This is a genomic window from Stutzerimonas degradans (genome assembly GCF_024448505.1).
Taxonomy (GTDB): Bacteria; Pseudomonadota; Gammaproteobacteria; order Pseudomonadales; family Pseudomonadaceae; genus Stutzerimonas; species Stutzerimonas degradans.
Window position 1 is genome coordinate 18,746 of sequence record NZ_JAMOHV010000015.1, and the last position, 21,357, is coordinate 40,102.

The 21,357-nt window shown below is 65.6% G+C and carries 18 protein-coding genes; 14 read left to right on the plus strand and 4 right to left on the minus strand.

The genetic code is table 11. The annotated features are described in order from the left end of the window. The first annotated feature begins 7 nt into the window (after positions 1–7). The 10 genes from accC (at position 8) to NAV27_RS16680 (ending at position 13,225) form a co-directional block, all read left to right on the plus strand. The gene (gene accC / locus NAV27_RS16635; protein WP_043298125.1) at positions 8–1,357 is read left to right on the plus strand and encodes an acetyl-CoA carboxylase biotin carboxylase subunit; all 1,350 of its coding nucleotides are present in this window, start codon (positions 8–10) and stop codon (positions 1,355–1,357) included. Positions 1,358–1,573: 216 nt separating this feature from the next. Continuing rightward, positions 1,574–2,452 carry a 50S ribosomal protein L11 methyltransferase gene (gene prmA, locus NAV27_RS16640; protein ID WP_043298126.1) on the plus strand — a complete coding sequence of 293 codons (879 nt, stop codon included), beginning with the start codon at positions 1,574–1,576 and terminating at the stop codon, positions 2,450–2,452. Between the two features lie 68 nt (positions 2,453–2,520). After that, complete coding sequence (locus NAV27_RS16645; RefSeq protein WP_102829562.1) at positions 2,521–3,753, plus strand: DUF3426 domain-containing protein; 1,233 nt, start codon at positions 2,521–2,523, stop codon at positions 3,751–3,753. Positions 3,754–3,930: 177 nt separating this feature from the next. Continuing rightward, a complete protein-coding gene (dusB, locus tag NAV27_RS16650) occupies positions 3,931–4,944 on the plus strand; it encodes a tRNA dihydrouridine synthase DusB (RefSeq protein ID WP_102829561.1) in 1,014 nt (337 codons plus the stop codon). Next, entirely contained in the window at positions 4,941–5,261 is a 321-nt protein-coding gene (fis, locus tag NAV27_RS16655) for a DNA-binding transcriptional regulator Fis (RefSeq protein WP_043298129.1), read from the plus strand. The genes dusB and fis overlap by 4 nt, the downstream gene beginning before the upstream one ends. A 71-nt stretch (positions 5,262–5,332) precedes the next feature. Further along, the gene (gene purH, locus NAV27_RS16660; protein WP_043298130.1) at positions 5,333–6,937 is read left to right on the plus strand and encodes a bifunctional phosphoribosylaminoimidazolecarboxamide formyltransferase/IMP cyclohydrolase; all 1,605 of its coding nucleotides are present in this window, start codon (positions 5,333–5,335) and stop codon (positions 6,935–6,937) included. Between the two features lie 118 nt (positions 6,938–7,055). Next, positions 7,056–8,348 carry a phosphoribosylamine--glycine ligase gene (purD, locus tag NAV27_RS16665; protein ID WP_102829560.1) on the plus strand — a complete coding sequence of 431 codons (1,293 nt, stop codon included), beginning with the start codon at positions 7,056–7,058 and terminating at the stop codon, positions 8,346–8,348. Positions 8,349–8,462: 114 nt separating this feature from the next. Continuing rightward, entirely contained in the window at positions 8,463–11,261 is a 2,799-nt protein-coding gene (locus NAV27_RS16670) for a hybrid sensor histidine kinase/response regulator (protein WP_102829559.1), read from the plus strand. A 221-nt stretch (positions 11,262–11,482) separates the two neighbouring features. Next, positions 11,483–12,421 carry a lysylphosphatidylglycerol synthase transmembrane domain-containing protein gene (locus NAV27_RS16675; RefSeq protein ID WP_102829558.1) on the plus strand — a complete coding sequence of 313 codons (939 nt, stop codon included), beginning with the start codon at positions 11,483–11,485 and terminating at the stop codon, positions 12,419–12,421. Between the two features lie 78 nt (positions 12,422–12,499). Beyond that, positions 12,500–13,225, plus strand: a complete 726-nt coding sequence (locus tag NAV27_RS16680) for a VC0807 family protein (RefSeq protein WP_102829557.1) — start codon at positions 12,500–12,502, stop codon at positions 13,223–13,225. 19 nt (positions 13,226–13,244) lie between these two features. On the opposite strand, the gene NAV27_RS19255 is transcribed toward NAV27_RS16680, so the two are convergent. From NAV27_RS19255 to NAV27_RS16695, 4 genes are all read right to left on the minus strand, one after another. Beyond that, the gene (locus tag NAV27_RS19255) at positions 13,245–13,490 is read right to left on the minus strand and encodes a small membrane protein YohP (RefSeq protein WP_139346395.1); all 246 of its coding nucleotides are present in this window, start codon (positions 13,488–13,490) and stop codon (positions 13,245–13,247) included. Further along, positions 13,426–14,331: a dTDP-4-dehydrorhamnose reductase gene (gene rfbD, locus NAV27_RS16685; protein WP_102829556.1), complete on the minus strand. Its 906-nt coding sequence runs from the start codon at positions 14,329–14,331 to the stop codon at positions 13,426–13,428. Before rfbD ends, NAV27_RS19255 begins: the two co-directional genes overlap by 65 nt. A gap of 279 nt (positions 14,332–14,610) precedes the next feature. After that, positions 14,611–15,339, minus strand: coding sequence for a DNA/RNA nuclease SfsA (gene sfsA, locus NAV27_RS16690; RefSeq protein WP_102829555.1), 729 nt, complete (start codon positions 15,337–15,339; stop codon positions 14,611–14,613). Further along, positions 15,339–16,511 carry a pyridoxal phosphate-dependent aminotransferase gene (locus NAV27_RS16695; RefSeq protein WP_102829554.1) on the minus strand — a complete coding sequence of 391 codons (1,173 nt, stop codon included), beginning with the start codon at positions 16,509–16,511 and terminating at the stop codon, positions 15,339–15,341. Before NAV27_RS16695 ends, sfsA begins: the two co-directional genes overlap by 1 nt. Positions 16,512–16,702: 191 nt before the next feature. Here NAV27_RS16695 and dksA point away from each other — a divergent pair, with 191 nt between their 5' ends. The 4 genes from dksA to NAV27_RS16715 all read left to right on the plus strand — a co-directional run bounded on the left by dksA (position 16,703) and on the right by NAV27_RS16715 (position 21,309). Beyond that, positions 16,703–17,149 (plus strand): RNA polymerase-binding protein DksA, encoded by a 447-nt coding sequence (dksA, locus tag NAV27_RS16700; protein ID WP_008568911.1) that lies wholly within the window; start codon positions 16,703–16,705, stop codon positions 17,147–17,149. Between the two features lie 48 nt (positions 17,150–17,197). Further along, the gene (gluQRS, locus tag NAV27_RS16705; RefSeq protein WP_008568912.1) at positions 17,198–18,097 is read left to right on the plus strand and encodes a tRNA glutamyl-Q(34) synthetase GluQRS; all 900 of its coding nucleotides are present in this window, start codon (positions 17,198–17,200) and stop codon (positions 18,095–18,097) included. Between the two features lie 97 nt (positions 18,098–18,194). Then, positions 18,195–18,371: a hypothetical protein gene (locus tag NAV27_RS16710; RefSeq protein WP_003095129.1), complete on the plus strand. Its 177-nt coding sequence runs from the start codon at positions 18,195–18,197 to the stop codon at positions 18,369–18,371. Then, positions 18,355–21,309 carry a sensor histidine kinase gene (locus tag NAV27_RS16715; protein WP_102829553.1) on the plus strand — a complete coding sequence of 985 codons (2,955 nt, stop codon included), beginning with the start codon at positions 18,355–18,357 and terminating at the stop codon, positions 21,307–21,309. Before NAV27_RS16710 ends, NAV27_RS16715 begins: the two co-directional genes overlap by 17 nt. The last annotated feature ends 48 nt before the right edge of the window (positions 21,310–21,357 follow it).

Consider the following 21,357-nt stretch of genomic DNA (forward strand, 5'->3'; position numbering starts at 1 on the left):
GCCTGCGATGTTGGAAAAAGTACTGATCGCCAACCGCGGCGAAATCGCCCTGCGAGTGCTGCGTGCCTGCAAGGAACTGGGCATCAAGACCGTAGCGGTCCATTCGACTGCCGACCGCGATCTGATGCACGTGTCGCTCGCCGATGAGTCGGTGTGCATCGGCCCGGCCTCCTCCGCTCAGTCCTACCTGAGCATCCCGGCGATCATCGCCGCGGCAGAGGTCACCGGCGCGGACGGCATCCATCCCGGCTACGGCTTCCTGGCCGAGAACGCCGACTTCGCCGAGCAGGTGGAGAAATCCGGCTTCACCTTTATCGGCCCGACCGCCGACGTCATCCGTCTGATGGGTGACAAGGTGTCGGCCAAGCACGCCATGAAGAAAGCCGGTGTACCGACCGTGCCGGGCTCCGATGGCCCGCTGCCGGAAGACGAACAGCTGGCGCTGAAGATCGCCCGTGAAGTCGGCTACCCGGTGATCATCAAGGCCGCCGGCGGCGGCGGTGGTCGCGGCATGCGCGTGGTGCACAAGGAAGAGGATCTGATCGCCTCGGCCAAGCTGACCCGCAACGAAGCCGGTGCAGCCTTCGGCAACTCGATGGTCTACCTCGAAAAATTCCTGACCAACCCGCGCCACGTGGAGATCCAGGTGCTCGCCGACGGCCAGGGCAATGCCATCCACCTGGGTGACCGCGACTGCTCGCTGCAGCGCCGCCACCAGAAGGTGATCGAGGAAGCCCCTGCTCCGCTGATCGACGAAGAAGCCCGCCGCAAGGTCCAGGCCCGCTGCGTCCAGGCCTGCATCGACATTGGCTACCGCGGCGCCGGCACGTTCGAGTTTCTCTATGAAGACGGCAACTTCTACTTCATCGAGATGAACACCCGCGTGCAGGTCGAGCACCCGGTCACCGAGATGGTCACCGGCGTCGATATCGTCAAGGAGATGCTGCTGATCGGTGGCGGCCAGAAGCTGTCGATCAAACAGGAAGATGTAGTCATTCGCGGCCACGCCGTGGAATGCCGCATCAACGCCGAAGACCCGCGCACCTTCATGCCCAGCCCGGGCAAGGTGAAGCACTTCCACGCGCCGGGCGGCAATGGCGTGCGCGTCGATTCGCACCTTTACGACGGTTATGCGGTACCGCCGCACTACGATTCGCTGATCGGCAAGCTGATCACCTTCGGCGCCAACCGCGACGAGGCGATGGGCCGCATGCGCAATGCCCTGGACGAGCTGATCGTCGACGGCATCAAGACCAACGCCCCGCTGCACCGCGACCTGGTGCGCGATGCAGGCTTCTGTAAGGGCGGCGTGAACATCCACTACCTGGAAAAGAAATTGGGTATGGACAAGCACTGAGCCACGGCTCTGCGCTGACACAGGGGCTGCCTTCGGGCAGCCCCTGTCGTTTGTGGCGCCGAATGACAAGGTCGCGCGGAGGTTTTTCACCTATCCCCAAGCACCTGCGGTGGAAAGAACCTTCGCCCCACCTTCTCCCATCCCCTGCACTGGCCGCGACCCACGCCCTCCAGTAAGCTTGCGCGCCTTGCCCCGCCCGTTTCCCAAGAGGCCCCCATGTCCTGGTTGCAGATCCGCCTTGCCATAACCCCCGATCAGGCCGCAGCGCTGGAGGACCAGCTGTTGGCGCTGGGTGCCGTCTCGGTGACGTTCATGGATGGCGAGGACCAGCCGATCTTCGAGCCGGACCTGGGCACCACGCCGTTGTGGAGTCACACCCACCTGCTTGCGCTATTCGAGGCCGATACCGATGCGGACGCGGTACTCGCCCACCTGCGCCTGCTGCGCGGTGGCGAGCTGCCCGAGCACCATATCGAACGCATCGAAGATCAGGATTGGGAGCGCAGCTGGATGGACAACTTCCAGCCGATGCGTTTCGGCCGCCGCCTGTGGATCGTGCCGAGCTGGCATACCGCGCCGGAGCCGGACGCAGTCAACCTGCTGCTCGACCCCGGCCTGGCCTTCGGCACCGGCACCCACCCGACCACTGCGCTGTGCCTGGAGTGGCTGGACGGCCAGGAACTGGCCGGCTGCCGCGTACTCGACTTCGGCTGCGGTTCGGGCATTCTCGGCATCGCCGCACTGCTGCTCGGCGCCGAATCGGCGCTGGGCACCGACATCGATCCACAGGCGTTGGAAGCCTCGCGCGACAACGCCGGCCGCAACGGCCTGCCGGCCGAAGCTTTCCCGGTCTACCTGCCCGAACACCTACCAGCGCAGGCGGTCGACGTGGTGGTCGCCAACATCCTCGCCGGTCCGCTGGTGCAACTGGCAACGCAGATCACCACGCTGGTCAAGCCCGGCGGCCGACTGGCGCTGTCCGGCATTCTTGCCGAACAGGCCGAGCAGGTTCGCCGCGCCTACGAAGGCGCCTTCGATCTCGACCCGACCGCCGACAAGGACGGCTGGGTGCGCATCAGCGGAACCCGCCGCTGAACCGCATCCGCTGTCGCCACGCGACGGGCATGAACTAGACTTGCGAGCAATTTTTGCCGGAACCCCGCATGAGCAGCTTCATCACTCAATGTCCCCACTGCCGCACCAGCTTTCGTGTCAGTCACAGCCAACTCGGCGCGGCGCGTGGCGCGGTGCGTTGCGGGGCCTGCCTTGAAGTGTTCAATGCCGCGCGTCAGCTGCTGGCCGACGAGCATCCGACGCCACCACTTGTCGTCGCCGGCCCGGCGGCTCAGCCGCCTGCGCCGTCTACCGCGCAGAGCGCAGACGAGAGTCGTTGGATCCACGACGATCTGGATCTCGACAGCCTCAACCTCGACGAGGAACTGGCCAAGCTGGAAGCGCAGGAGCGCGAGCTTGCCCAGCGCTTCAGCGAGCCCGCCGGTACGCCGCCGGCAGTCGTTGCTCCGCCGCGCGCCGAGCCGGATGAGCCGGCCGTAGCGGATACACCGCGCGCCACGCCTGAGAGTGACTCACCCGCGCCCATCGAGGCGCCGGAATCGATCGCACCGACCGAAACCACGCCATCCTTCCCGCCGAGCCCCGCTTCGGCAGCGCCCTTGCCGCCCAGCCAGACGGCAACCGCCAGCGAGCGGATCACGGCGATCCACGCCGACGAGACGCCCGCACGTGTGGAGCCCGATATCGGCGGCGCGGACGAAGCCCCGGCCGCGCCAGCACCGGAAGTATCGTCTGCCAACCACACGGCCAATCAGCGCCACGAGCCGGAGCTGGCGAACACACCACTGTTCGAACTCGACGACGAGCCGCTGCAACTCGCCTGGCAGCCACCGCGCAAACGCTGGGGCCGTGGGCTGGCGTGGGGCACGCTGAATCTTCTCGCCCTGCTCGGCCTCGCCGGCCAGTACGTGGCGTACAACTTCGACGAACTGGCGCGCCAGGACCGCTATCGCCCCTGGTTCGAGCGTCTCTGTCCGACGCTGGGTTGCACCCTGCCGAGCAAGGTTGACGTCAGCCAGATTCGCAGTAGCAACCTAGTGGTGCGCAGCCATCCGGACTTTCGCGGCGCACTGGTGGTGGACGCCATCATCTACAACCGTGCGCCCTTCGCCCAACCGTTTCCGTTGCTGGAAATCCGCTTCGCCGATCTCACCGGCAAACTGATTGCAAGCCGCAGCTTCAAGCCCAGCGAATACCTGTCGGGCGAGCTCGCCGGACAGACGGAAATGCCCCCGCAGGTCCCCATCCATATCGCCTTGGATATCCTCGACCCGGGCTCGAAGGCGGTGAACTACAGTCTGAACTTCCGCTCTCCGGAATAGCGCGGCGAGCAGCGTATTCCGCGTCCCGCGCCGGCTTCTAACCATTGGCGATAAGCCGAAGACTGTTCAGAATTTGTTCAAAACCACCTTTAACCCGTCATCCGGAGCGGGTATTATGCCCACCCTTTTTTGCAGTCCCGATCGACCTAACAAGCAGGCTCCAGGCAGGGAATCTTCATGTCAGCGGTACGCATCGGCCCCTACACCTTATCGAATCGTCTGATTCTCGCGCCCATGGCCGGCGTGACCGATCAGCCGTTCCGCCAGCTCTGCCGGCGCTTCGGCGCGGGCATGGTGGTCTCGGAAATGCTCACCAGCGACGTGCGCCTGTGGAACAGCCGCAAGTCGCGCCTGCGCATGCCGCATGCCGATGAGCCGGAGCCGCGCTCGGTGCAGATCGCTGGCGGTGATCCGCAGATGCTTGCCGAGGCAGCACGGCGCAACGTCGAGCTGGGCGCACAGATCATCGATATCAACATGGGCTGCCCGGCCAAGAAGGTTTGCAACAAGGCCGCCGGCTCCGCGCTGATGCGCGACGAGCGGCTGGTCGGGCAGATCCTCGACGCCGTGGTCGCCGCCGTCGACGTGCCCGTGACCCTGAAGATCCGCACCGGCTGGGACCGCCAGAACCGCAACGGTTCGACGATCGCGCGGATCGCCGAGCAGAGTGGAATCGCCGCGCTGGCCGTGCATGGCCGTACGCGCGCCGATCTCTATACCGGCGAGGCCGAATACGACACCATCGCGACGATCAAGCAGCAGGTGACCATTCCGGTTTTCGCCAATGGCGACATCGACTCGCCACACAAGGCACGCCAAGTGCTGCAGGCGACCGGCGCCGATGCCCTGCTGATCGGCCGGGCGGCGCAGGGCCGGCCGTGGATCTTCCGCGAGATCGAGCATTTCCTCGACACCGGAGACCTGCTGGCCCAACCATCGCCCGACGCCATCGAAGCCACCGTGCTGCAGCATCTGGACGCTCTGCACGCCTTCTACGGCGATGTCATGGGTGCGCGCATCGCCCGCAAGCACGTCGGCTGGTATCTGCAAACACTGCCGGGCGCCCGGGAATTCCGCGCCCGGTTCAATCACCTGGAAGACAGGGCGGCACAGGCTGCCAGCGTTCGGGCGTTCTTCGCCGAGCAACGATCAAGGCCCGATTCGGGGGATGGACAGGGGGTGGCCGCATGACGCTGTTGAACGAAACCTTGCTAACTGGAACCGCATCCGTGAGCGACAACGTGAACCTGAAGCAGCACCTCAACACGCCGAGCGAAGCGGGACATACCCTTCGCGGCAGCGTGGAGAAGGCGCTGCACAACTATTTTGCCCGTCTCGAGGGTGCCGACGTCACGGACGTCTACAATCTGGTGCTCTCGGAAGTCGAGGCGCCGCTGCTGGAAACCGTGATGAATTACGTCAAGGGCAACCAGACCAAGGCCTCCGAGCTGCTGGGTCTGAACCGCGGCACCCTGCGCAAGAAACTCAAGCAGTACGACTTGCTGTAACCCGATTCGCTGGATGAAGGGCGCCGCGCCGGCGCCCTTTTTCTTTCAATTCTGTCCTGATGGAATCCGAGATGACCGACCAGACCACCCGCCTTCCCGTCCGCCGCGCGCTGATCAGCGTGTCCGACAAGACCGGCGTCGTCGACTTCGCCCGTGAACTCGCCGCCCTCGGTGTCGAGATCCTCTCCACCGGCGGCACGTTCAAGCTGCTGCGCGAAAACGGCGTCAACGCCGTGGAAGTCGCAGACTACACCGGCTTCCCGGAAATGATGGACGGTCGGGTGAAGACCCTGCACCCGAAGATTCACGGCGGCATCCTCGGCCGGCGCGACCTCGACGGCGCGGTGATGGCCGAGCACGGCATCGCGCCGATCGACTTGGTGGCAGTCAATCTCTACCCGTTCGCCGCCACCGTGGCCAAGCCCGGCTGCACCCTGCCGGATGCCATCGAGAACATCGACATCGGCGGCCCGACGATGGTCCGCAGCGCGGCGAAGAACCATAAGGACGTTGCCATCGTGGTCAACGCCGACGACTACGCCGCGGTGATCGACAACCTGAAGAACGGCGGCCTGACCTACGCCCAGCGCTTCGACCTGGCGCTCAAGGCCTTCGAGCACACCGCGGCCTATGACGGCATGATCGCCAACTACCTCGGCGGCATCGACCAGAACGCGCAAACCCTCAGCACCGAGGGCCGCAGCCTGTTCCCGCGCACCTACAGCATGCAGTTCATCAAGGCGCAGGACATGCGCTATGGCGAGAATCCGCACCAGCAGGCCGCCTTCTACGTCGAGAAGCCGGACGAAGCCTGTGTGGCCACCGCCACCCAGCTGCAGGGCAAGGAACTGTCGTTCAACAACGTGGCCGACACCGATGCCGCGCTGGAATGCGTGAAGAGCTTCGTCAAACCGGCCTGCGTGATCGTCAAGCATGCCAACCCGTGCGGCGTCGCCGTGGTACCGGAAGACGAGGGCGGCATCCGCAAGGCCTACGATCTGGCCTATGCCACCGACAGCGAATCGGCGTTCGGCGGCATCATCGCCTTCAACCGCGAGCTGGACGGCGAAACCGCCCGCGCCATCGTCGAACGCCAGTTTGTCGAGGTGATCATCGCCCCCCGCATCTCCGCCGAAGCGCGCGCCGTAGTCGCTGCCAAGGCCAACATCCGCCTGCTCGAATGCGGCCAGTGGCCAGCCGAGCGGACCCCGGGATGGGACTACAAGCGCGTCAATGGCGGCCTGCTGATCCAGAGCCGCGACATCGGCATGATCACCACCGATGACCTGAAAGTCGTCACCAAACGCGCGCCCACGGAGCAGGAAATCCACGACTTGGTGTTCGCCTGGAAGGTGGCCAAGTTCGTCAAGTCCAACGCCATCGTTTACGCCAAGAACCGCCAGACCGTCGGCGTCGGCGCCGGTCAGATGAGCCGCGTCAACTCCGCGCGCATCGCCGCGATCAAGGCCGAGCACGCCGGCCTGCAGGTGCAGGGTGCGGTCATGGCCTCCGATGCGTTCTTCCCCTTCCGCGACGGCATCGACAACGCCGCCAAGGCCGGCATCAGCGCCGTCATCCAGCCCGGCGGCTCGATGCGTGACGAAGAGGTCATCGCCGCGGCCGACGAAGCCGGTATCGCGATGGTCTTCACTGGCATGCGCCACTTCCGCCATTGATCCGCTGGTGGATGGCTTGGGCCATCCACCCTACCCGGAACGCCAGACATCGTAGGGTGGATAACGCTTTGTTTATCCACCAAGCGGGCCGCAGGCCCGCTCCCAACGGGAGAGAGAAATGAACGTTTTGATCATCGGCAGCGGCGGTCGTGAACACGCCCTGGCCTGGAAGGTCGCGCAGGACACACGCGTCGCGAAAGTCTTCGTCGCCCCCGGCAACGCCGGCACCGCCACCGAAGCCAAGTGCGAGAACGTCGCCATCGACGTGCTGGATATCGAGGCGCTGGCCGACTTCGCCGCGAAGAATGTGCAGCTGACCATCGTCGGCCCGGAAGCGCCGCTGGTGAAGGGCGTGGTCGACCTGTTCCGCGTGCGCGGCCTGGACATCTTCGGCCCGACCGCCGCCGCCGCGCAGCTGGAAGGCTCCAAGGCGTTCACCAAGGACTTCCTCGCCCGTCACAAGATTCCCACCGCCGACTACCAGAACTTCACCGAAGTGGAACCGGCGCTGGCCTACCTGCGGAAAAAGGGCGCGCCGATCGTCATCAAGGCCGACGGCCTGGCCGCCGGCAAGGGCGTGATCGTCGCCATGACCCTCGAAGAAGCCGAGGACGCCGTGCGCGACATGCTCTCCGGCAATGCCTTCGGTGACGCCGGCTCGCGGGTGGTCATCGAGGAGTTTCTCGACGGCGAGGAGGCCAGCTTCATCGTCATGGTCGACGGCGAAAACGTGCTGCCGATGGCCACCAGCCAGGACCACAAGCGCGTCGGCGACGGCGACAGCGGCCCCAACACCGGCGGCATGGGCGCCTACTCGCCGGCCCCGGTGGTCACCGCCGAAGTGCACCAGCGGGTGATGGACGAAGTCATCTACCCGACCGTGCGCGGCATGGCCAGTGAAGGCAACGTCTACACCGGCTTCCTCTACGCCGGTCTGATGATCGACAAATCGGGTGCGCCCAAGGTCATCGAATTCAACTGCCGCTTCGGCGACCCGGAAACCCAGCCGATCATGGTCCGTCTGGAGTCCTCGCTGGTGCTGCTGGTCGAGGCCGCACTGGCCAAGGCGCTGAACAAGGTCGAAGCCACCTGGGATCCGCGTCCCACGGTGGGCGTGGTACTGGCCGCTGGCGGCTACCCGGGCGACTACGCCAAGGGCGACGTCATCGAAGGTCTGGCCGATGCCGCACAACTGGACGGCAAGGTGTTCCACGCCGGCACTGCGCTGAACGCCCAGGGCCAGGTGGTCACCGCCGGTGGTCGCGTGCTGTGCGCCACGGCCATCGGCCGCACGGTATCCGACGCCCAGCAGCAGGCCTACCGCCTGGCGGAGAAGATCCGCTGGAACGGCATGTTCCACCGGCATGACATCGGCTACCGCGCCATCGCGCGTGAACGGGGCGAAGGCTGAGCAACCGCTTACCGGAAAACACGCACGGGGCCCGGATTTCGGCGCTCCGTGCGATTACAGCCGATCGGCGGCATGGCTATAATCCGCCGTCACACACATGAAGGGACTTCACCCGTGGGTCGGCTTCGGATCGTCTTCGCATTCATCTTTAGCCTGCTCCTGACTGCGCTGACCCCGCTCTCGGCACACGCGCTCCCATCTCCTTCCACGGCAGTCGATTCTGCCGCGCAACCCTCCAACTGGCGCCTGCTGGTTGACCAGTCGGGCCGCCTGACGCTCAACGAAGTGCTCGCGCAGCGCCCACTGTTCCAACGCCTGGAGAAACTTGCCTACGCTGGCCCGGCCAGTGACGACGCCATCTGGCTGCAGGTCAGTCTGTCTCCCTACACGCAGCCGCACTGGCTGTGGCTGTTTGCGCCACGGGTGCAATATCTCGACTACTACCTCCTGCGCGATGGCGTGCTGGAGCAACACGTGGCCACCGGCGAATTGCGGCCGATGACCTCGCGCCCGCTGCCCGAGCGTGCCTACGTCTTCTCGTTACCCAATGACGATCACCCGCGCGAAGCGTATATCCGCCTGCAGTCCAGCCATCCGGTCATGTCCTGGTTCAGGATTCTCGACGAGGCCGGTCTGGTGGCGCAGGCGCAGCCGGCCTATCTGTTCGGCGCACTGTTCGGCGCCCTGGCGCTGCTCACGGTGTACAACCTGCTGCGTTTCGCCTACACCCGCAGTTACAGCCACATCTGGCTGAGTCTGCTGCACGCCGCCCTGCTCGGCTGCGCCGTGGCCAACCTGGGGCTGCTGGCGGTGTGGCTGCCGCAACTGATCTACAGCCAGCCGCTGATCGCCGACGTGTGCGCGCTGATCGCTTGCCTGGCACTGCTGGGGTTCACCCTGGGCTTCTTCGGTCGCCAGCGGCGCAACTGGATCAACTGGCTGCTCGGCATGCAGATCAACCTGGTGCTCATCCTCGCTGGCGCCGTGACGCTGACGCAGTGGCTGTGGCACAGCGGCATCATCTACGCCTGCGTCCTGCTGGCGGCACTCAGCACCCTGGCGGTGGCAACCTACCATTGGCGGCAGGGTTACCAGCCGGCCCGGCTGGTGGTTGGCGGTCTGCTGCTGTTCAACGCCGGCTTCATCTTCTTCATTCCGGCCTTGCTGGGCTTCGATCAGCTCGACCCGGGCTGGCTTACCGGCGGGCTGTTCAGCCTGACCACGCTCAGCGGCCTGATGCTCAGCTTCGCGCTGCTCGAACGACAGCGGCAGGTGCAGGCCGACAGCCGTACCGAACACACCGCCGCGGCGGTGATCAGCGCCGAGCTCAAGACCAAGGCCGACTTCCTCGCCAAGGTCAGCCACGAGATTCGCACGCCGATGAATGGCGTGCTCGGCATGAGCGAACTGCTGCTGGGCACCTCACTGTCGGCCAAGCAGCGCGACTACGTGCAGACGATTCACAGCTCGGGCAACGAGCTGCTTAACCTGATCAACGAAATACTCGACATTTCCAAGCTGGAATCGGGACAGATCGAACTGGACGATGTGCAGTTCGATCTCCATGCGCTGCTTGAGGACTGCCTGAACATCTATCGTGCGAAGGCCGAACAGCAGAAGGTCGAGCTGATCAGCCTGGTCCAGCCACAACTGCCGCCGGTGCTGGCCGGCGACCCCACGCGCCTGCGCCAGGCTCTGCTCAACCTGCTGGAAAACGCCTTCAAACAGACCGACGAAGGCGAGGTGCTGCTGATCGCCGCCATCGAGGAAACCGCCGAGCGACCACGCCTGCGCATTACCGTGCAGGACAGCGGCCGGCCGCTGGAAGCCTACGAGCGCGATGCCCTGCTCAACGCCGCGCTGGACAGCCAGGACTTTCTGGCAGCGACGCGTCACGGCGGGCGCCTGGGCCTGATCATCGCGCGCCAGCTGGTGCAGCTGATGGATGGTGAGCTGGGCGTACAGACCGGCACCGACCGCGGCAACATCCTGTGGATCAGCCTGCCGCTGGCCAACGAAGGGCTCGCGCCGGCCGATTCGGTCCTCGACAGCGCGCTGCAGGGGACGCGCCTGCTGGTGGTCGACGACAACGATACCTGCCGCAAGGTGCTGGTCCAGCAATGCAGCAGCTGGGGGCTGGAAGTCAGCGCCGTGGCCTCGGGCAAGGAGGCGCTCGCGCTGCTGCGCACCAAGACGCACCTGAAGGAATACTTCGACGTCGTGCTGCTCGACCAGGACATGCCGGGCATGACCGGGATGCAGCTCGCGACCCGGATCAAGGAAGACTTCAGCCTCAACCATGACATTCTGCTGATCATGCTGACCGGCATGAGCAGCGCGCCGAGCAAGGTCATCGCGCGCAATGCCGGAATCAAGCGCATCCTCGCCAAACCGGTGGCCGGCTACACGCTCAAGACCACCCTGGCCGACGAACTGGCCCAGCGCGACCAGCGCCGCGAGCGACATACCGTCGTCACCCCGCCGCCAGGTATCGCACCGCTGCAGGTGCCGGATGACTTCCGCATTCTCGTCGCCGAGGACAACAGCATCTCCACCAAGGTGATCCGCGGCATGCTCAACAAGCTGCATTTGCAGCCGGACACCGCCAGCAATGGCGAAGAGGCGTTGCGCGCGATCCAGTCCCAGCCCTACGACCTGGTACTGATGGACTGCGAGATGCCGGTGCTCGACGGCTTCGAAGCCACTCGTCAGTTGCGCCTGTGGGAAGCTGCTCACGACCGCCCGCGCACGCCAGTGGTCGCGCTCACCGCGCATATCCTCAGCGAGCACCGCGAGCGCGCCCGCGAGGCCGGCATGGACGGACACATGGCCAAGCCGGTGGAGCTGTCGCAACTGCGCGAGTTGATCGAACACTGGATACATATCAAGGCGGCGGGCTCGCTGGCCGAGTAATCTCGCCGCCCGGAGCATTCGCTCATCGCTGTACCCCCTGTCGGCGCCCGTACGTCATCGATCCGGGACGAGGCACTGAACAAAAGCGTCTGCCCGCTGCCGATTAAGCAGTACTGGTGAAAGTCGGCGAAGACATGTAATGCTCTGCGCCCCCCGCCGGGGGTACTCACCACCTGGGCTCGACCCGTCCTGACCGCACCGGCGAAGTAAGGAGCCGAGCGATGATGAAAAAAAGCGATGCCGCCTGGACCCTGTTCGGGCTCGTGGCGGTACTGCTATCGGGCTACCTGCTGTATCACGAAGTCCGCACCATTTCCTTGGACGAGCTCGGCAACAGCCTGCTGGCCATCGGCAAGATGCACTGGCTGCTGGCCGGCGCCGCAACCCTGGGCGCATATGTGGCGCTGGCCTGGTACGACCGCATCGCGATGGCGCATCTGGGCAAACGCATTTCCTGGTGGTTCATCACCCTCTGTTCCTTCACCACCTACGCGCTGGCTCACAACATCGGCGCCTCGGTATTTTCCGGCGCGGTGGTGCGCTACCGCGCGTATCGCAGCAAGGGCCTGACGCCACAGGAGATCGGTATTCTCATCGTCTTCTGCTCGCTGACCTTCGCGCTCGGCACCCTGCTGGCCTGCGGCAGCGTGCTGCTCGTGCGGCCGGGCGTGCTGGACCGCATCGTCGAGGTTTCGCCGTGGGTCGCGCGCGGACTCGGCGCCCTGCTGCTGGCCCTGGTGGGCCTCTACGTGTTCGGCTCTTGGCGCCAGCTGCCGCCGTGGCGACTGGGCAAATGGCACATCGAATACCCGCGGCTGAAGGTAGTGGCGCGGCAGCTGATGGCCGGGCCGATGGAACTGCTGTGCGCGGCGGCCATCATCTATTTCGCTCTGCCGGCGGCCAACAATCCCGGCTATCTGACGATTCTGGGCGTGTTCCTGGCGTCCTTCTCGCTGGCCCTGTTGTCCCACGCGCCCGGCGGGCTTGGTGTGCTCGAAGTGACCTTCCTCGCGGCGCTGCCCGAGCTGCCCACCGCCGACGTACTCGCCGCGCTGATCGTCTTTCGCGGCTTCTACCTGCTGCTGCCGTTTGCGCTGGCGATCCTCGTGGTGCTGGGATTCGAGGCTGGCCAGTGGTCGGCCCGCCGCCGCAGCACCTAGCCGCCGGCGCAACATTCACTGGCGAAGCCGCGCGCCTCGGGCGATCATGCGGCCCTTTCAGCAAGACGCGTCGAAGACATGACCGATACCCCCCACCACGCCGAACACAAGCCGCGCCCGCTGGTCGACCTGGCAATCAGCATCGTGATTCCCTCGCTGATCCTGATGAAGCTCAGCGGCGAGCAGCGCCTGGGCGCCGATGGCGCGCTGCTGCTGGCGCTGGCCTTTCCGCTCGGCTGGGGGCTGTGGGAGCTGGCGCGCTATCGCAAGTTCAACTGGATCGCACTGCTCGGTTTGGTCAGCGTGCTGCTTACCGGAGGCATCGGCCTGCTGCAGCTGGACACGCAATGGCTGGCGATCAAGGAAGCGGCGGTGCCGGGCATCATCGGCCTCGTCGTACTGGCCTCGACCCGCACCTCCTACCCGCTGATCCGCACGATGCTCTACAACCCCAAGGTGCTCAATGTCGAGAAAATCCACGAGCAGCTGGAGCGCAACGGCCAGACCGCGCATTTCGAGGCACGACTGCTGCGGGCGACCTACCTGCTCAGTGGCACCTTCTTTTTCTCGTCATTCATGAATTACGTGCTGGCCAAATGGATCGTCAACAGCCCGGCCGGGAGCGAGGCCTTCAATGCCGAACTGGGGCGCATGACGCTGCTGAGCTATCCGATGATCGCCATCCCTAGCATGGTGATGATGATGGCGATCTTCTTCTACCTGTGGCGCACCATCCACGGCCTGACCGGGCTGCGTCTGGAGGACATCATCGCGACGCCCCACGAGCGCCGCCCGGAAAAGTGAGGCTGATGGCGTGACGCTGTCAGAACACCAGCTTGAACAGGCCGATCACCACGATCAGGCCGATGATGAAAATGATTCCCGCCGTACCACCGATGAATTTCAACATGCCGTACCTCCGCTTATCGGGTGTCTGTAATTTTGTGACACCCGTGTGTCTGGCATGTTCGCAGCACTCCGCTCGCTGGTAGCGCGGCCCTCTGTCAGACAGCTGCCGGGCGCCGCTCCTGCCGCGCCAGCTCGGCCAGCACCTCGGCGAGGTCGGCATGCCAGTCGTGTGCGGTCAGGCCGAACGTCGCCTCGAAGCGGCTGCAATCGAGCACGGACCAGGCCGGGCGCCGTGCCGGCGTCGGGTATTGCGCCGTGGAGATCGGCGAAAGCCGCGGCACGCGCGCGAGCAGCCCGAGATCGTGCGCCTGGCGGAAGATTTCGCCGGCAAATTCGTACCAGGAGCAGCGCGGCTGCCCGCTGTAGTGATAGAGCCCCCACGCCAGCGTTCCCTGACGCGCGTAACGGCTGGCCAGCTCCAGCAGCACATCGGCAATACGACCGGCCTGTGTCGGACAGCCGACCTGATCGCTGACCACTCCGAGGGCATCACGCTGGCGCGCCAGACGCAGCATGGTCTTGACGAAATTGTTCCCGTGCACGCCGTAGACCCAGCTGGTGCGCAGGATGAGATGCGCCGGCAGACGTTGGGCGATGGCCTGCTCGCCGGCCAGCTTGCTCGCGCCATACACACCGCCGGGGGCGGTGCGATCGGCTTCGCGATAAGGCACGTGCGCATCGCCGGCGAACACGTAGTCGGTCGACAGGTGCAACAGCGGGATGCCCGCCTGCGCCGCCGCCGCCGCCAGATTGGCACAGCCGTCCCGGTTGACCGCGTAGGCCTGCTCGGCGTGGCTCTCGGCGTTGTCGACATGGGTATAGGCAGCGGTATTGATGATCAGCCCCGGCCGTTGCAGCCCTATCTCGCGCGCAATCTGGTCGGCACAGGAGATATCCAGCTGGCGACGCGTACGGCCCAGAGCCACCAGACCGAAGCCGCTGGCGCGATCGACCACTTCATGGCCAACCTGACCGCCAGCACCGCATACAAGGATTCGCATTGTTTCTTCGCCTCATGGGGACGGCCGCAACGAGCAGGTCATCCGTACCGAATTCAAAAGGGCGGGCATCGCCCACGCGACGCTCATGTTCGCGCCATCAGAGAAGAAGGGACGCGCACGAGCTCGCCGCCAACCTGGCTCAACACACCGAACCAGAGCATTCACCGGCTCTTGTGCCGGGCCACGTTGAGGCCAATCGAATCGACCTTTGTTCCGTGGCTGACGCATCCTGCTACAAGTTTTCGCCCAACAGCCGACGAACGCGCGCCGAACCGCCGTTCATGCCAGTACCGCGCCAGCATCGAGCAACACCGGCAGCGGCCGCTCCAGCCGCAACTCCTCGGGCGACAGCCGCGCCGCGTAGGCCAGCACCTGCACCCCGGCGTCTTGCGCCGCGCGCAGAGCGTCCGCGTACAGCGGATCGATCTCGCGAGCCGGCCGCACCGCCTCGATATCGGACAGGTTCACGCAGTACAGCTGCACCGCACGCACACCGGCGCGCGCCAGTGCCGTCAGTTCGCGCAGATGCCGCGTACCGCGTGAGGTGACGGCATCGGGGAACGCCGCCACCGCACTGTCGGCGAACCCCAGGGTGACGCTCTTGACCTCGACATACGCCGGCCCGTCGGCGTAGTCGAGGCGAAAGTCCACGCGACTGCCCTCCACGCCGTAGGCCACCTCGCGCCTGAGTCCGCTGAAGCCGGCCAGCTCGCTGATCACCCCGCCCAGCAGCGCCTCCTCCACCAGCGCGTTGGCGCGCGCAGTGTTCACGCAGGCCAACCGTCCCTGTGGGGTCTCCACCAGTTCCCATGTGCCGGGCAGCTTGCGACGGGGATCCCCACTGCGCTGGAACCACACCCGCGCGCCCTCGCCCATGCAGTTGAGCATCGAGCCGGTATTGGGGCAGTGGATACACAGCTCCTCGCCGGTATCAGTGACGATATCGGCGAGAAAACGCTTGTAGCGGCGTACCAGCCGGCCCGTCTCCAGCTCGCTGGAAAAGCGCATCAGCCCTGCCAGCTCTGCAGTCCGCGAGCGATTCGCGCCACCGCCTGTTCCAGCCGGGGCAGGTCCTGGGTATAGGCGAAGCGCACATGATGGCCGGCCTGATGACGACCGAAATCCAGCCCCGGGGTGATCGCGACGAACTCGCGCTCCAGCATGTGCTGGCAGAACGCATAGGCATCGCCGCCGAACGCGCTGATATCGACATACAGATAGAAAGCGCCCTGCGGTTCCACGGCAATGCGGAAGCCAAGGTCGCGCAGCGCCGGCAGGAGGAAGTCGCGCCGGCGGGCGAATTCCGCCCGGCGCGCTTCGAGGATTTCCAGCGTCGCCGGCTCGAAACAGGCCAGCGCGGCATGCTGGGCCATACTCGGCGCGCTGATGTAGAGGTTCTGCGCCAGCTTTTCCAGCTCCGCCACCGCGCCCGGTGGCGCCACCAGCCAGCCGAGACGCCAGCCGGTCATGCCGAAATACTTGGAGAAGCTGTTGAGCACGAAGGCCTCGTCGTCGACCTCCAGCACGCTGGCGGCATCCACCCCATAGGTCAGGCCATGGTAGATCTCGTCGACTACCAGATGTCCGCCATGCGCCCTCAGTGCGGCCGACAGCGCGGCCAGCTCGTCGCGGCCCAGCAGCGTGCCGGTCGGGTTGGCCGGCGAGGCGACCAGCGCGCCGACGCTCTGCTTGTCCCAGTAGCGCTCAACCAGCTCCGGCGTCAGCTGGTAACGCACCTCGGGACCGACCGGCACCAGCTGCGCCGCGCCTTCGACCAGCCGCAGGAAATGCCGGTTGCACGGATAGCCGGGGTCGGCCAGCAGCCAGTGCTTGCCGGGATCGACCAGCAGGCTGGCAGCCAGCAGCAGCGCACCGGAGCCGCCGGGAGTAATCAGGATGCGCTCGGGGTCAATAGACAGTCCGTAGCGGCTGGCGTAAAAACCGGCTATCGCCTCACGCAAGACCGGCAACCCGCGCGCCGCGGTATAGCGCGTGTGTCCGGCAGCCAGCGCCGCCTGACCGGCGGCGACGATAGGGGCGGCAGTGGTGAAGTCCGGCTCACCGATTTCCAGGTGAATGACGTCATGGCCCAGAGCCTGCAGCTGATTGGCTCGCTCCAGCAGCGCCATGACGTGAAAGGGTTCGATTGCGCGGCTGCGCGCACTGTAAGAAGCGGTCATCTGACCTACCTGTCGAGGACGAAACGTGGATTCTACCCAAGGTCCCGGGAACGCTGCAGCCACCGGCGGGTACGGGAGTAGCGCACCCCGATCCGATCTGGTAAGTTCGCCCGCTTGCAGCCGCAGGGCCGGCACGGGCCGGCAGGGACATATCATCCTGCGCAAATGGACATAGCGAGAGGCGTTCATCCATGCCCATTACCAAAGCAACACCGTCGAGCAAGCAACTGATTCGCGCCTTCGAGCCCTACAAGGAAACCAAGGGCGAGGAATACATGAGCGACAAGATGCGCGCTCACTTCACCGGCATCCTCAACAAGTGGAAGCAGGAGTTGATGGAGGAAGTCGATCGCACCGTGCATCACATGCAGGACGAAGCGGCCAACTTCCCCGATCCGGCCGACCGCGCCAGCCAGGAAGAAGAATTCAGCCTGGAACTGCGTGCTCGCGATCGCGAGCGCAAGCTGATCAAGAAGATCGACGAGACGCTGCAGCTGATCGAAGACAACGAGTACGGCTGGTGCGACTCCTGCGGTGTCGAGATCGGCATCCGCCGGCTGGAAGCCCGCCCCACCGCCACGCTGTGCATCGACTGCAAGACGCTGGCGGAGATCAAGGAAAAGCAGATCGGTTCCTGATCCCGAACGGGGCGCTACGGCGCCCCGCTTCATTTCCAGCCCGCCACCATGACCTCGCCCCGTCCCGCTGATCGCTACGTCGGCCGCTTCGCCCCGACACCCAGCGGCTATCTGCACTTCGGCTCGCTCTTCGCCGCTCTCGCCTCCTATCTCGACGCCCGCGCCGTGGGCGGTGGCTGGCTGCTGCGCATGGAAGACATCGACCCGCCACGGGAAATGCCCGGCGCACAGGCCGCGATCGTCGAAACCCTGCGCCGCTACGGCTTCGTCTGGGACGGCGCCATGCTGCGCCAGAGCCAGCGCCAGGCAGCCTACGAGGCGGCCATCGAGCATTTGCTGGACGCCGACCTGGCCTACGCCTGCACCTGCTCACGCAAGCAGCTGCAGGCGCACCCCGGTGCCTATCCCGGTTTCTGCCGCGATGCCGGCCACGCCCCGCGTGACGCTGCGATCCGCCTGCGCGTACCGGATCGCGAGTACCACTTCTGCGACCGCGTACAGGGTGAATACCGCCAGCACCTGGGTCGTGAGGTCGGCGACTTCGTCATCCGTCGGCGCGACGGTCTGGTCGCCTATCAACTTGCCGTGGTGCTCGACGATGCCTGGCAGGGCGTCACCGACGTGGTGCGCGGGGCCGATCTGCTCGACTCCACGCCGCGCCAGCTGTACCTGCAGGAACTGCTCGGCCTGCCGCAGCCGCGCTACCTGCACCTGCCACTGATCATCCAGCCGGACGGCCACAAGCTGGGCAAGAGTTACCGCTCGCCACCGCTGCCTCCCGACGAGGCCAGCCCATTGCTGTTGCGTGCGCTGCGCGCGCTTGGCCAGCAGCCAGCGGCCGAACTCGCCGGTGCCCCTGCGGCAGAGATTCTCGCCTGGGCGGTCGCGCACTGGGACGCCGGGCGTATCCCGCGCACCCGTGCACTGGCCGAAGCGCAGCTGCGCTAGACGCGAGGCGCCACCAACCCGCAGGTTTTGCCTCCAGCCGGTGGCTTGCCGCTTGCCGCTGCTCTACCATCGACGCACTTCCGACACGAGACCCGGCATGTACATCTACCGACTGGTGCTGCTCCTGGTGGTGGGGATCTACCTGTTTTCCCCGGCCATCATGGACTGGTGGATCGACCCCAACGGCGCCTGGTACCGGCCCTACCTGCTGTGGCTGATCCTCATCGTGGTGACTTTCATTCTCCAGAGCCAACGCGATGCAGACGAGCTTTAGCCTCAGCCACCTGGTGTTGATCAGCGCCGCCTACCTGCTGGCGCTGTTCGGCGTCGCCTGGGTCAGCGAGCGCGGCATCATCCCGCGCTGGATCATCCGCCATCCGCTTACCTACACCCTTTCGCTAGGCGTCTATGCCAGCGCCTGGGCGCTCTACGGCACGGTCGGGCTGGCCTATCAGTACGGCTACGGCTTTCTCGCCACCTACCTGGGGGTGTGCGGCGCGTTCCTGCTGGCCCCGGTGCTGCTCTATCCAATCCTGCGCATCACCCGCACCTATCAGTTGGCGTCGCTGGCCGACCTGTTCGCCTTCCGCTTCCGCAGCACCTGGGCCGGTGCGCTGACCACGGTGGTGATGCTGATCGGCATGCTGCCGCTGCTGGCGCTGCAGATTCAGGCGGTGGCCGATGCCATCGGCATTCTCACGCTGGAGCCGATGCAGGAGCGTGTCGCGCTCGGCTACTGCGTCCTGATCATGCTGTTCACCATCCTGTTCGGTGCACGCCACATCGCCGCCCGCGAAAAGCACGAAGGGCTGGTGTTCGCCATCGCCTTCGAATCGGTGGTCAAGCTGCTGACCTTCGGCACGATCGGGCTGTACGCGCTCTATGTGGTCTTCGGTGGGCCGCACCAGCTGGAAATCTGGCTGCTGCAGAATCAGTCGGCGCTGCAGGCCCTGCACACGCCGCTGCAGGAAGGCCCGTGGCGCACGCTGCTGCTGGTGTTCTTCGCCTCGGCCATCGTGATGCCGCACATGTATCACATGACCTTCGCCGAGAACCTCAATCCGCGCGCGCTGGTCAGCGCCAGCTGGGGCCTGCCGCTATACCTGCTGCTGATGAGCCTGGCGGTGCCGCTGATCCTCTGGGCCGGCCTCAAGCTCGGCGTGCGGACCAACCCGGAGTACTTCACCCTCGGCCTCGGCCTCACCGCGCAGAACGATGCTCTCGCGTTGATCGCCTTCATCGGCGGGCTGTCGGCTTCCAGCGGGCTGATCATCGTCAGCACCCTGGCGCTGTCGGGCATGGCACTCAACCATCTGGTGCTGCCGCTATATCAGCCGCCCAGCGAAGGCAATATCTACCGCTGGCTGAAATGGACGCGGCGCAGTCTGATCTTCGCCATCATCATTGCCGGCTACGGCTTCTACCTGCTGCTGGGCGCGGAACAGGATCTGTCCAACCTCGGCATCGTCGCCTTCGTCGCCACCCTGCAGTTCCTCCCCGGCGTGCTGTCGGTGCTCTACTGGCAGACGGCGAATCGGCGCGGCTACATCACCGGCCTGCTGGCAGGGATCGCCGTCTGGGTGGTGACCATGCTGCTGCCGCTGGTAGGCAATCTGGATGGCTTCTACATCCCGCTGTTCAACGTGGTCTACGTGCTCGACGACACCAGCTGGCATCTGGCGGCGATCGCCTCGCTGGCGGTCAACGTGCTGGCCTTCACCCTGGTGTCGCTGTTCACCGACACCAGCACCGAGGAGCAGAGCGCGGCCGAGGCCTGCGCCGTGGAGAACGTGCGCCGGCCGCAGCGGCGCGAGCTGATGGCCGCCTCGCCACAGGAATTCGCCACCCAACTGGCCAAGCCACTCGGCGCCAAGACCGCGCAGCGCGAAGTCGAACAGGCGCTGCGCGATCTGCAACTGCCATTCGACGAGCACCGCCCGTACGCCCTGCGGCGCCTGCGCGATCGTCTCGAAGCCAACCTATCGGGCCTGATGGGACCGAGCATCGCCCAGGACATCGTCGAAAACTTCCTGCCCTACAAGAACGCCGCTGAAGGCTACGTCACCGAGGACATCCACTTCATCGAGAACCGCCTGGAGGAGTACCACTCGCGCCTGACCGGGCTCGCCGCCGAACTCGATGCGCTGCGCCGCTACCACCGGCGAACGCTGCAGGAGCTGCCGATGGGCGTCTGCTCGCTGGCCAAGGATCAGGAAATCCTCATGTGGAACAAGGCGCTGGAAGAACTCACCGACATCCCGGCGCTCCAGGTGGTCGGCTCGCGCCTGCCGTCGATCGCCGAGCCGTGGAAGAGCCTGCTGGAAGGCTTCATCCGCCAGCCGGACGAGCACCTGCACAAGCAGCGCCTGTCGTTCAACGGCCATCGTCGCTGCCTCAACCTGCACAAGGCGGCGATCGCCGAGCCGCTGGCGCCGGGCAACAGTGGCCTGGTGCTGCTGATCGAAGACCTGACCGAAACCCAGGAGCTGGAAGACCGCCTGGTGCACTCCGAGCGTCTGGCCAGCATCGGCCGCCTCGCCGCCGGGGTCGCCCACGAAATCGGCAACCCGATCACCGGCATCGCCTGCCTGGCGCAGAACCTGCGCGAGGAGCGCGAGCACGACGCCGAAATCACCGAGGCCAGCAACCAGATCATCGAGCAGACCAAACGCGTGTCGCGCATTGTCCAGTCGCTGATGAGCTTCGCCCATGCCGGCGAGCGCCAGCAGCGCGCCTACCCGGTGAGCCTGGCGCAGATCACCCAGGAAGCCATCGCCCTGCTGTCGCTGAACAAGAACCGCACCGAGGTGCAGTTCTTCAACCTCTGCGAACCCGAGCACCTGGCCGAAGGCGATCCGCAGCGCCTCGCCCAGGTGCTGATCAACCTGCTGTCCAACGCCCGCGATGCCTCACCGCCGGGCGGCATCATCCGCGTCAGCAGCGAAGTCGCCGAGCAGTCGGTGTATCTGATCGTCGAGGATCAGGGCAGCGGCATCTCCAAGGAGATCCAGGGGCGGCTGTTCGAGCCATTCTTCACCACCAAGGACCCGGGCGAAGGGACCGGCCTAGGGCTTGCGCTGGTCTATTCGATCGTGGAAGAGCATTATGGCCAGATCGATATCGACAGCCCGGCCGACCCGATAGCACAGCGCGGCACCCGTTTTCGCATCACCCTGCCGCGGCATGTCGAAGTGCCACATGCCGTAAGTTGAGGAGGCAACCGCAGTAGCGGCCTTCCGGTCGCATCGCCTCCAGACCGT

Excerpts from the sequence above, each read along its gene's own strand:
- NAV27_RS16715 (WP_102829553.1), top strand. The coding sequence starts at position 18,355 with ATGCAGACGAGCTTTAGCCTCAGCCACCTGGTGTTGATCAGCGCCGCC.
- NAV27_RS16680 (WP_102829557.1), top strand. The coding sequence starts at position 12,500 with ATGACCGATACCCCCCACCACGCCGAACACAAGCCGCGCCCGCTGGTC.
- dksA (WP_008568911.1), top strand. The coding sequence starts at position 16,703 with ATGCCCATTACCAAAGCAACACCGTCGAGCAAGCAACTGATTCGCGCC.
- NAV27_RS16675 (WP_102829558.1), top strand. The coding sequence starts at position 11,483 with ATGATGAAAAAAAGCGATGCCGCCTGGACCCTGTTCGGGCTCGTGGCG.
- NAV27_RS16645 (WP_102829562.1), top strand. The coding sequence starts at position 2,521 with ATGAGCAGCTTCATCACTCAATGTCCCCACTGCCGCACCAGCTTTCGT.
- purH (WP_043298130.1), top strand. The coding sequence starts at position 5,333 with ATGACCGACCAGACCACCCGCCTTCCCGTCCGCCGCGCGCTGATCAGC.
- NAV27_RS16695 (WP_102829554.1), bottom strand. The coding sequence starts at position 16,511 with ATGACCGCTTCTTACAGTGCGCGCAGCCGCGCAATCGAACCCTTTCAC.
- prmA (WP_043298126.1), top strand. The coding sequence starts at position 1,574 with ATGTCCTGGTTGCAGATCCGCCTTGCCATAACCCCCGATCAGGCCGCA.
- NAV27_RS19255 (WP_139346395.1), bottom strand. The coding sequence starts at position 13,490 with ATGCCGACCTCGCCGAGGTGCTGGCCGAGCTGGCGCGGCAGGAGCGGC.
- rfbD (WP_102829556.1), bottom strand. The coding sequence starts at position 14,331 with ATGCGAATCCTTGTATGCGGTGCTGGCGGTCAGGTTGGCCATGAAGTG.
- accC (WP_043298125.1), top strand. The coding sequence starts at position 8 with ATGTTGGAAAAAGTACTGATCGCCAACCGCGGCGAAATCGCCCTGCGA.
- gluQRS (WP_008568912.1), top strand. The coding sequence starts at position 17,198 with ATGACCTCGCCCCGTCCCGCTGATCGCTACGTCGGCCGCTTCGCCCCG.
- NAV27_RS16710 (WP_003095129.1), top strand. The coding sequence starts at position 18,195 with ATGTACATCTACCGACTGGTGCTGCTCCTGGTGGTGGGGATCTACCTG.
- dusB (WP_102829561.1), top strand. The coding sequence starts at position 3,931 with ATGTCAGCGGTACGCATCGGCCCCTACACCTTATCGAATCGTCTGATT.
- fis (WP_043298129.1), top strand. The coding sequence starts at position 4,941 with ATGACGCTGTTGAACGAAACCTTGCTAACTGGAACCGCATCCGTGAGC.
- sfsA (WP_102829555.1), bottom strand. The coding sequence starts at position 15,339 with ATGCGCTTTTCCAGCGAGCTGGAGACGGGCCGGCTGGTACGCCGCTAC.
- purD (WP_102829560.1), top strand. The coding sequence starts at position 7,056 with ATGAACGTTTTGATCATCGGCAGCGGCGGTCGTGAACACGCCCTGGCC.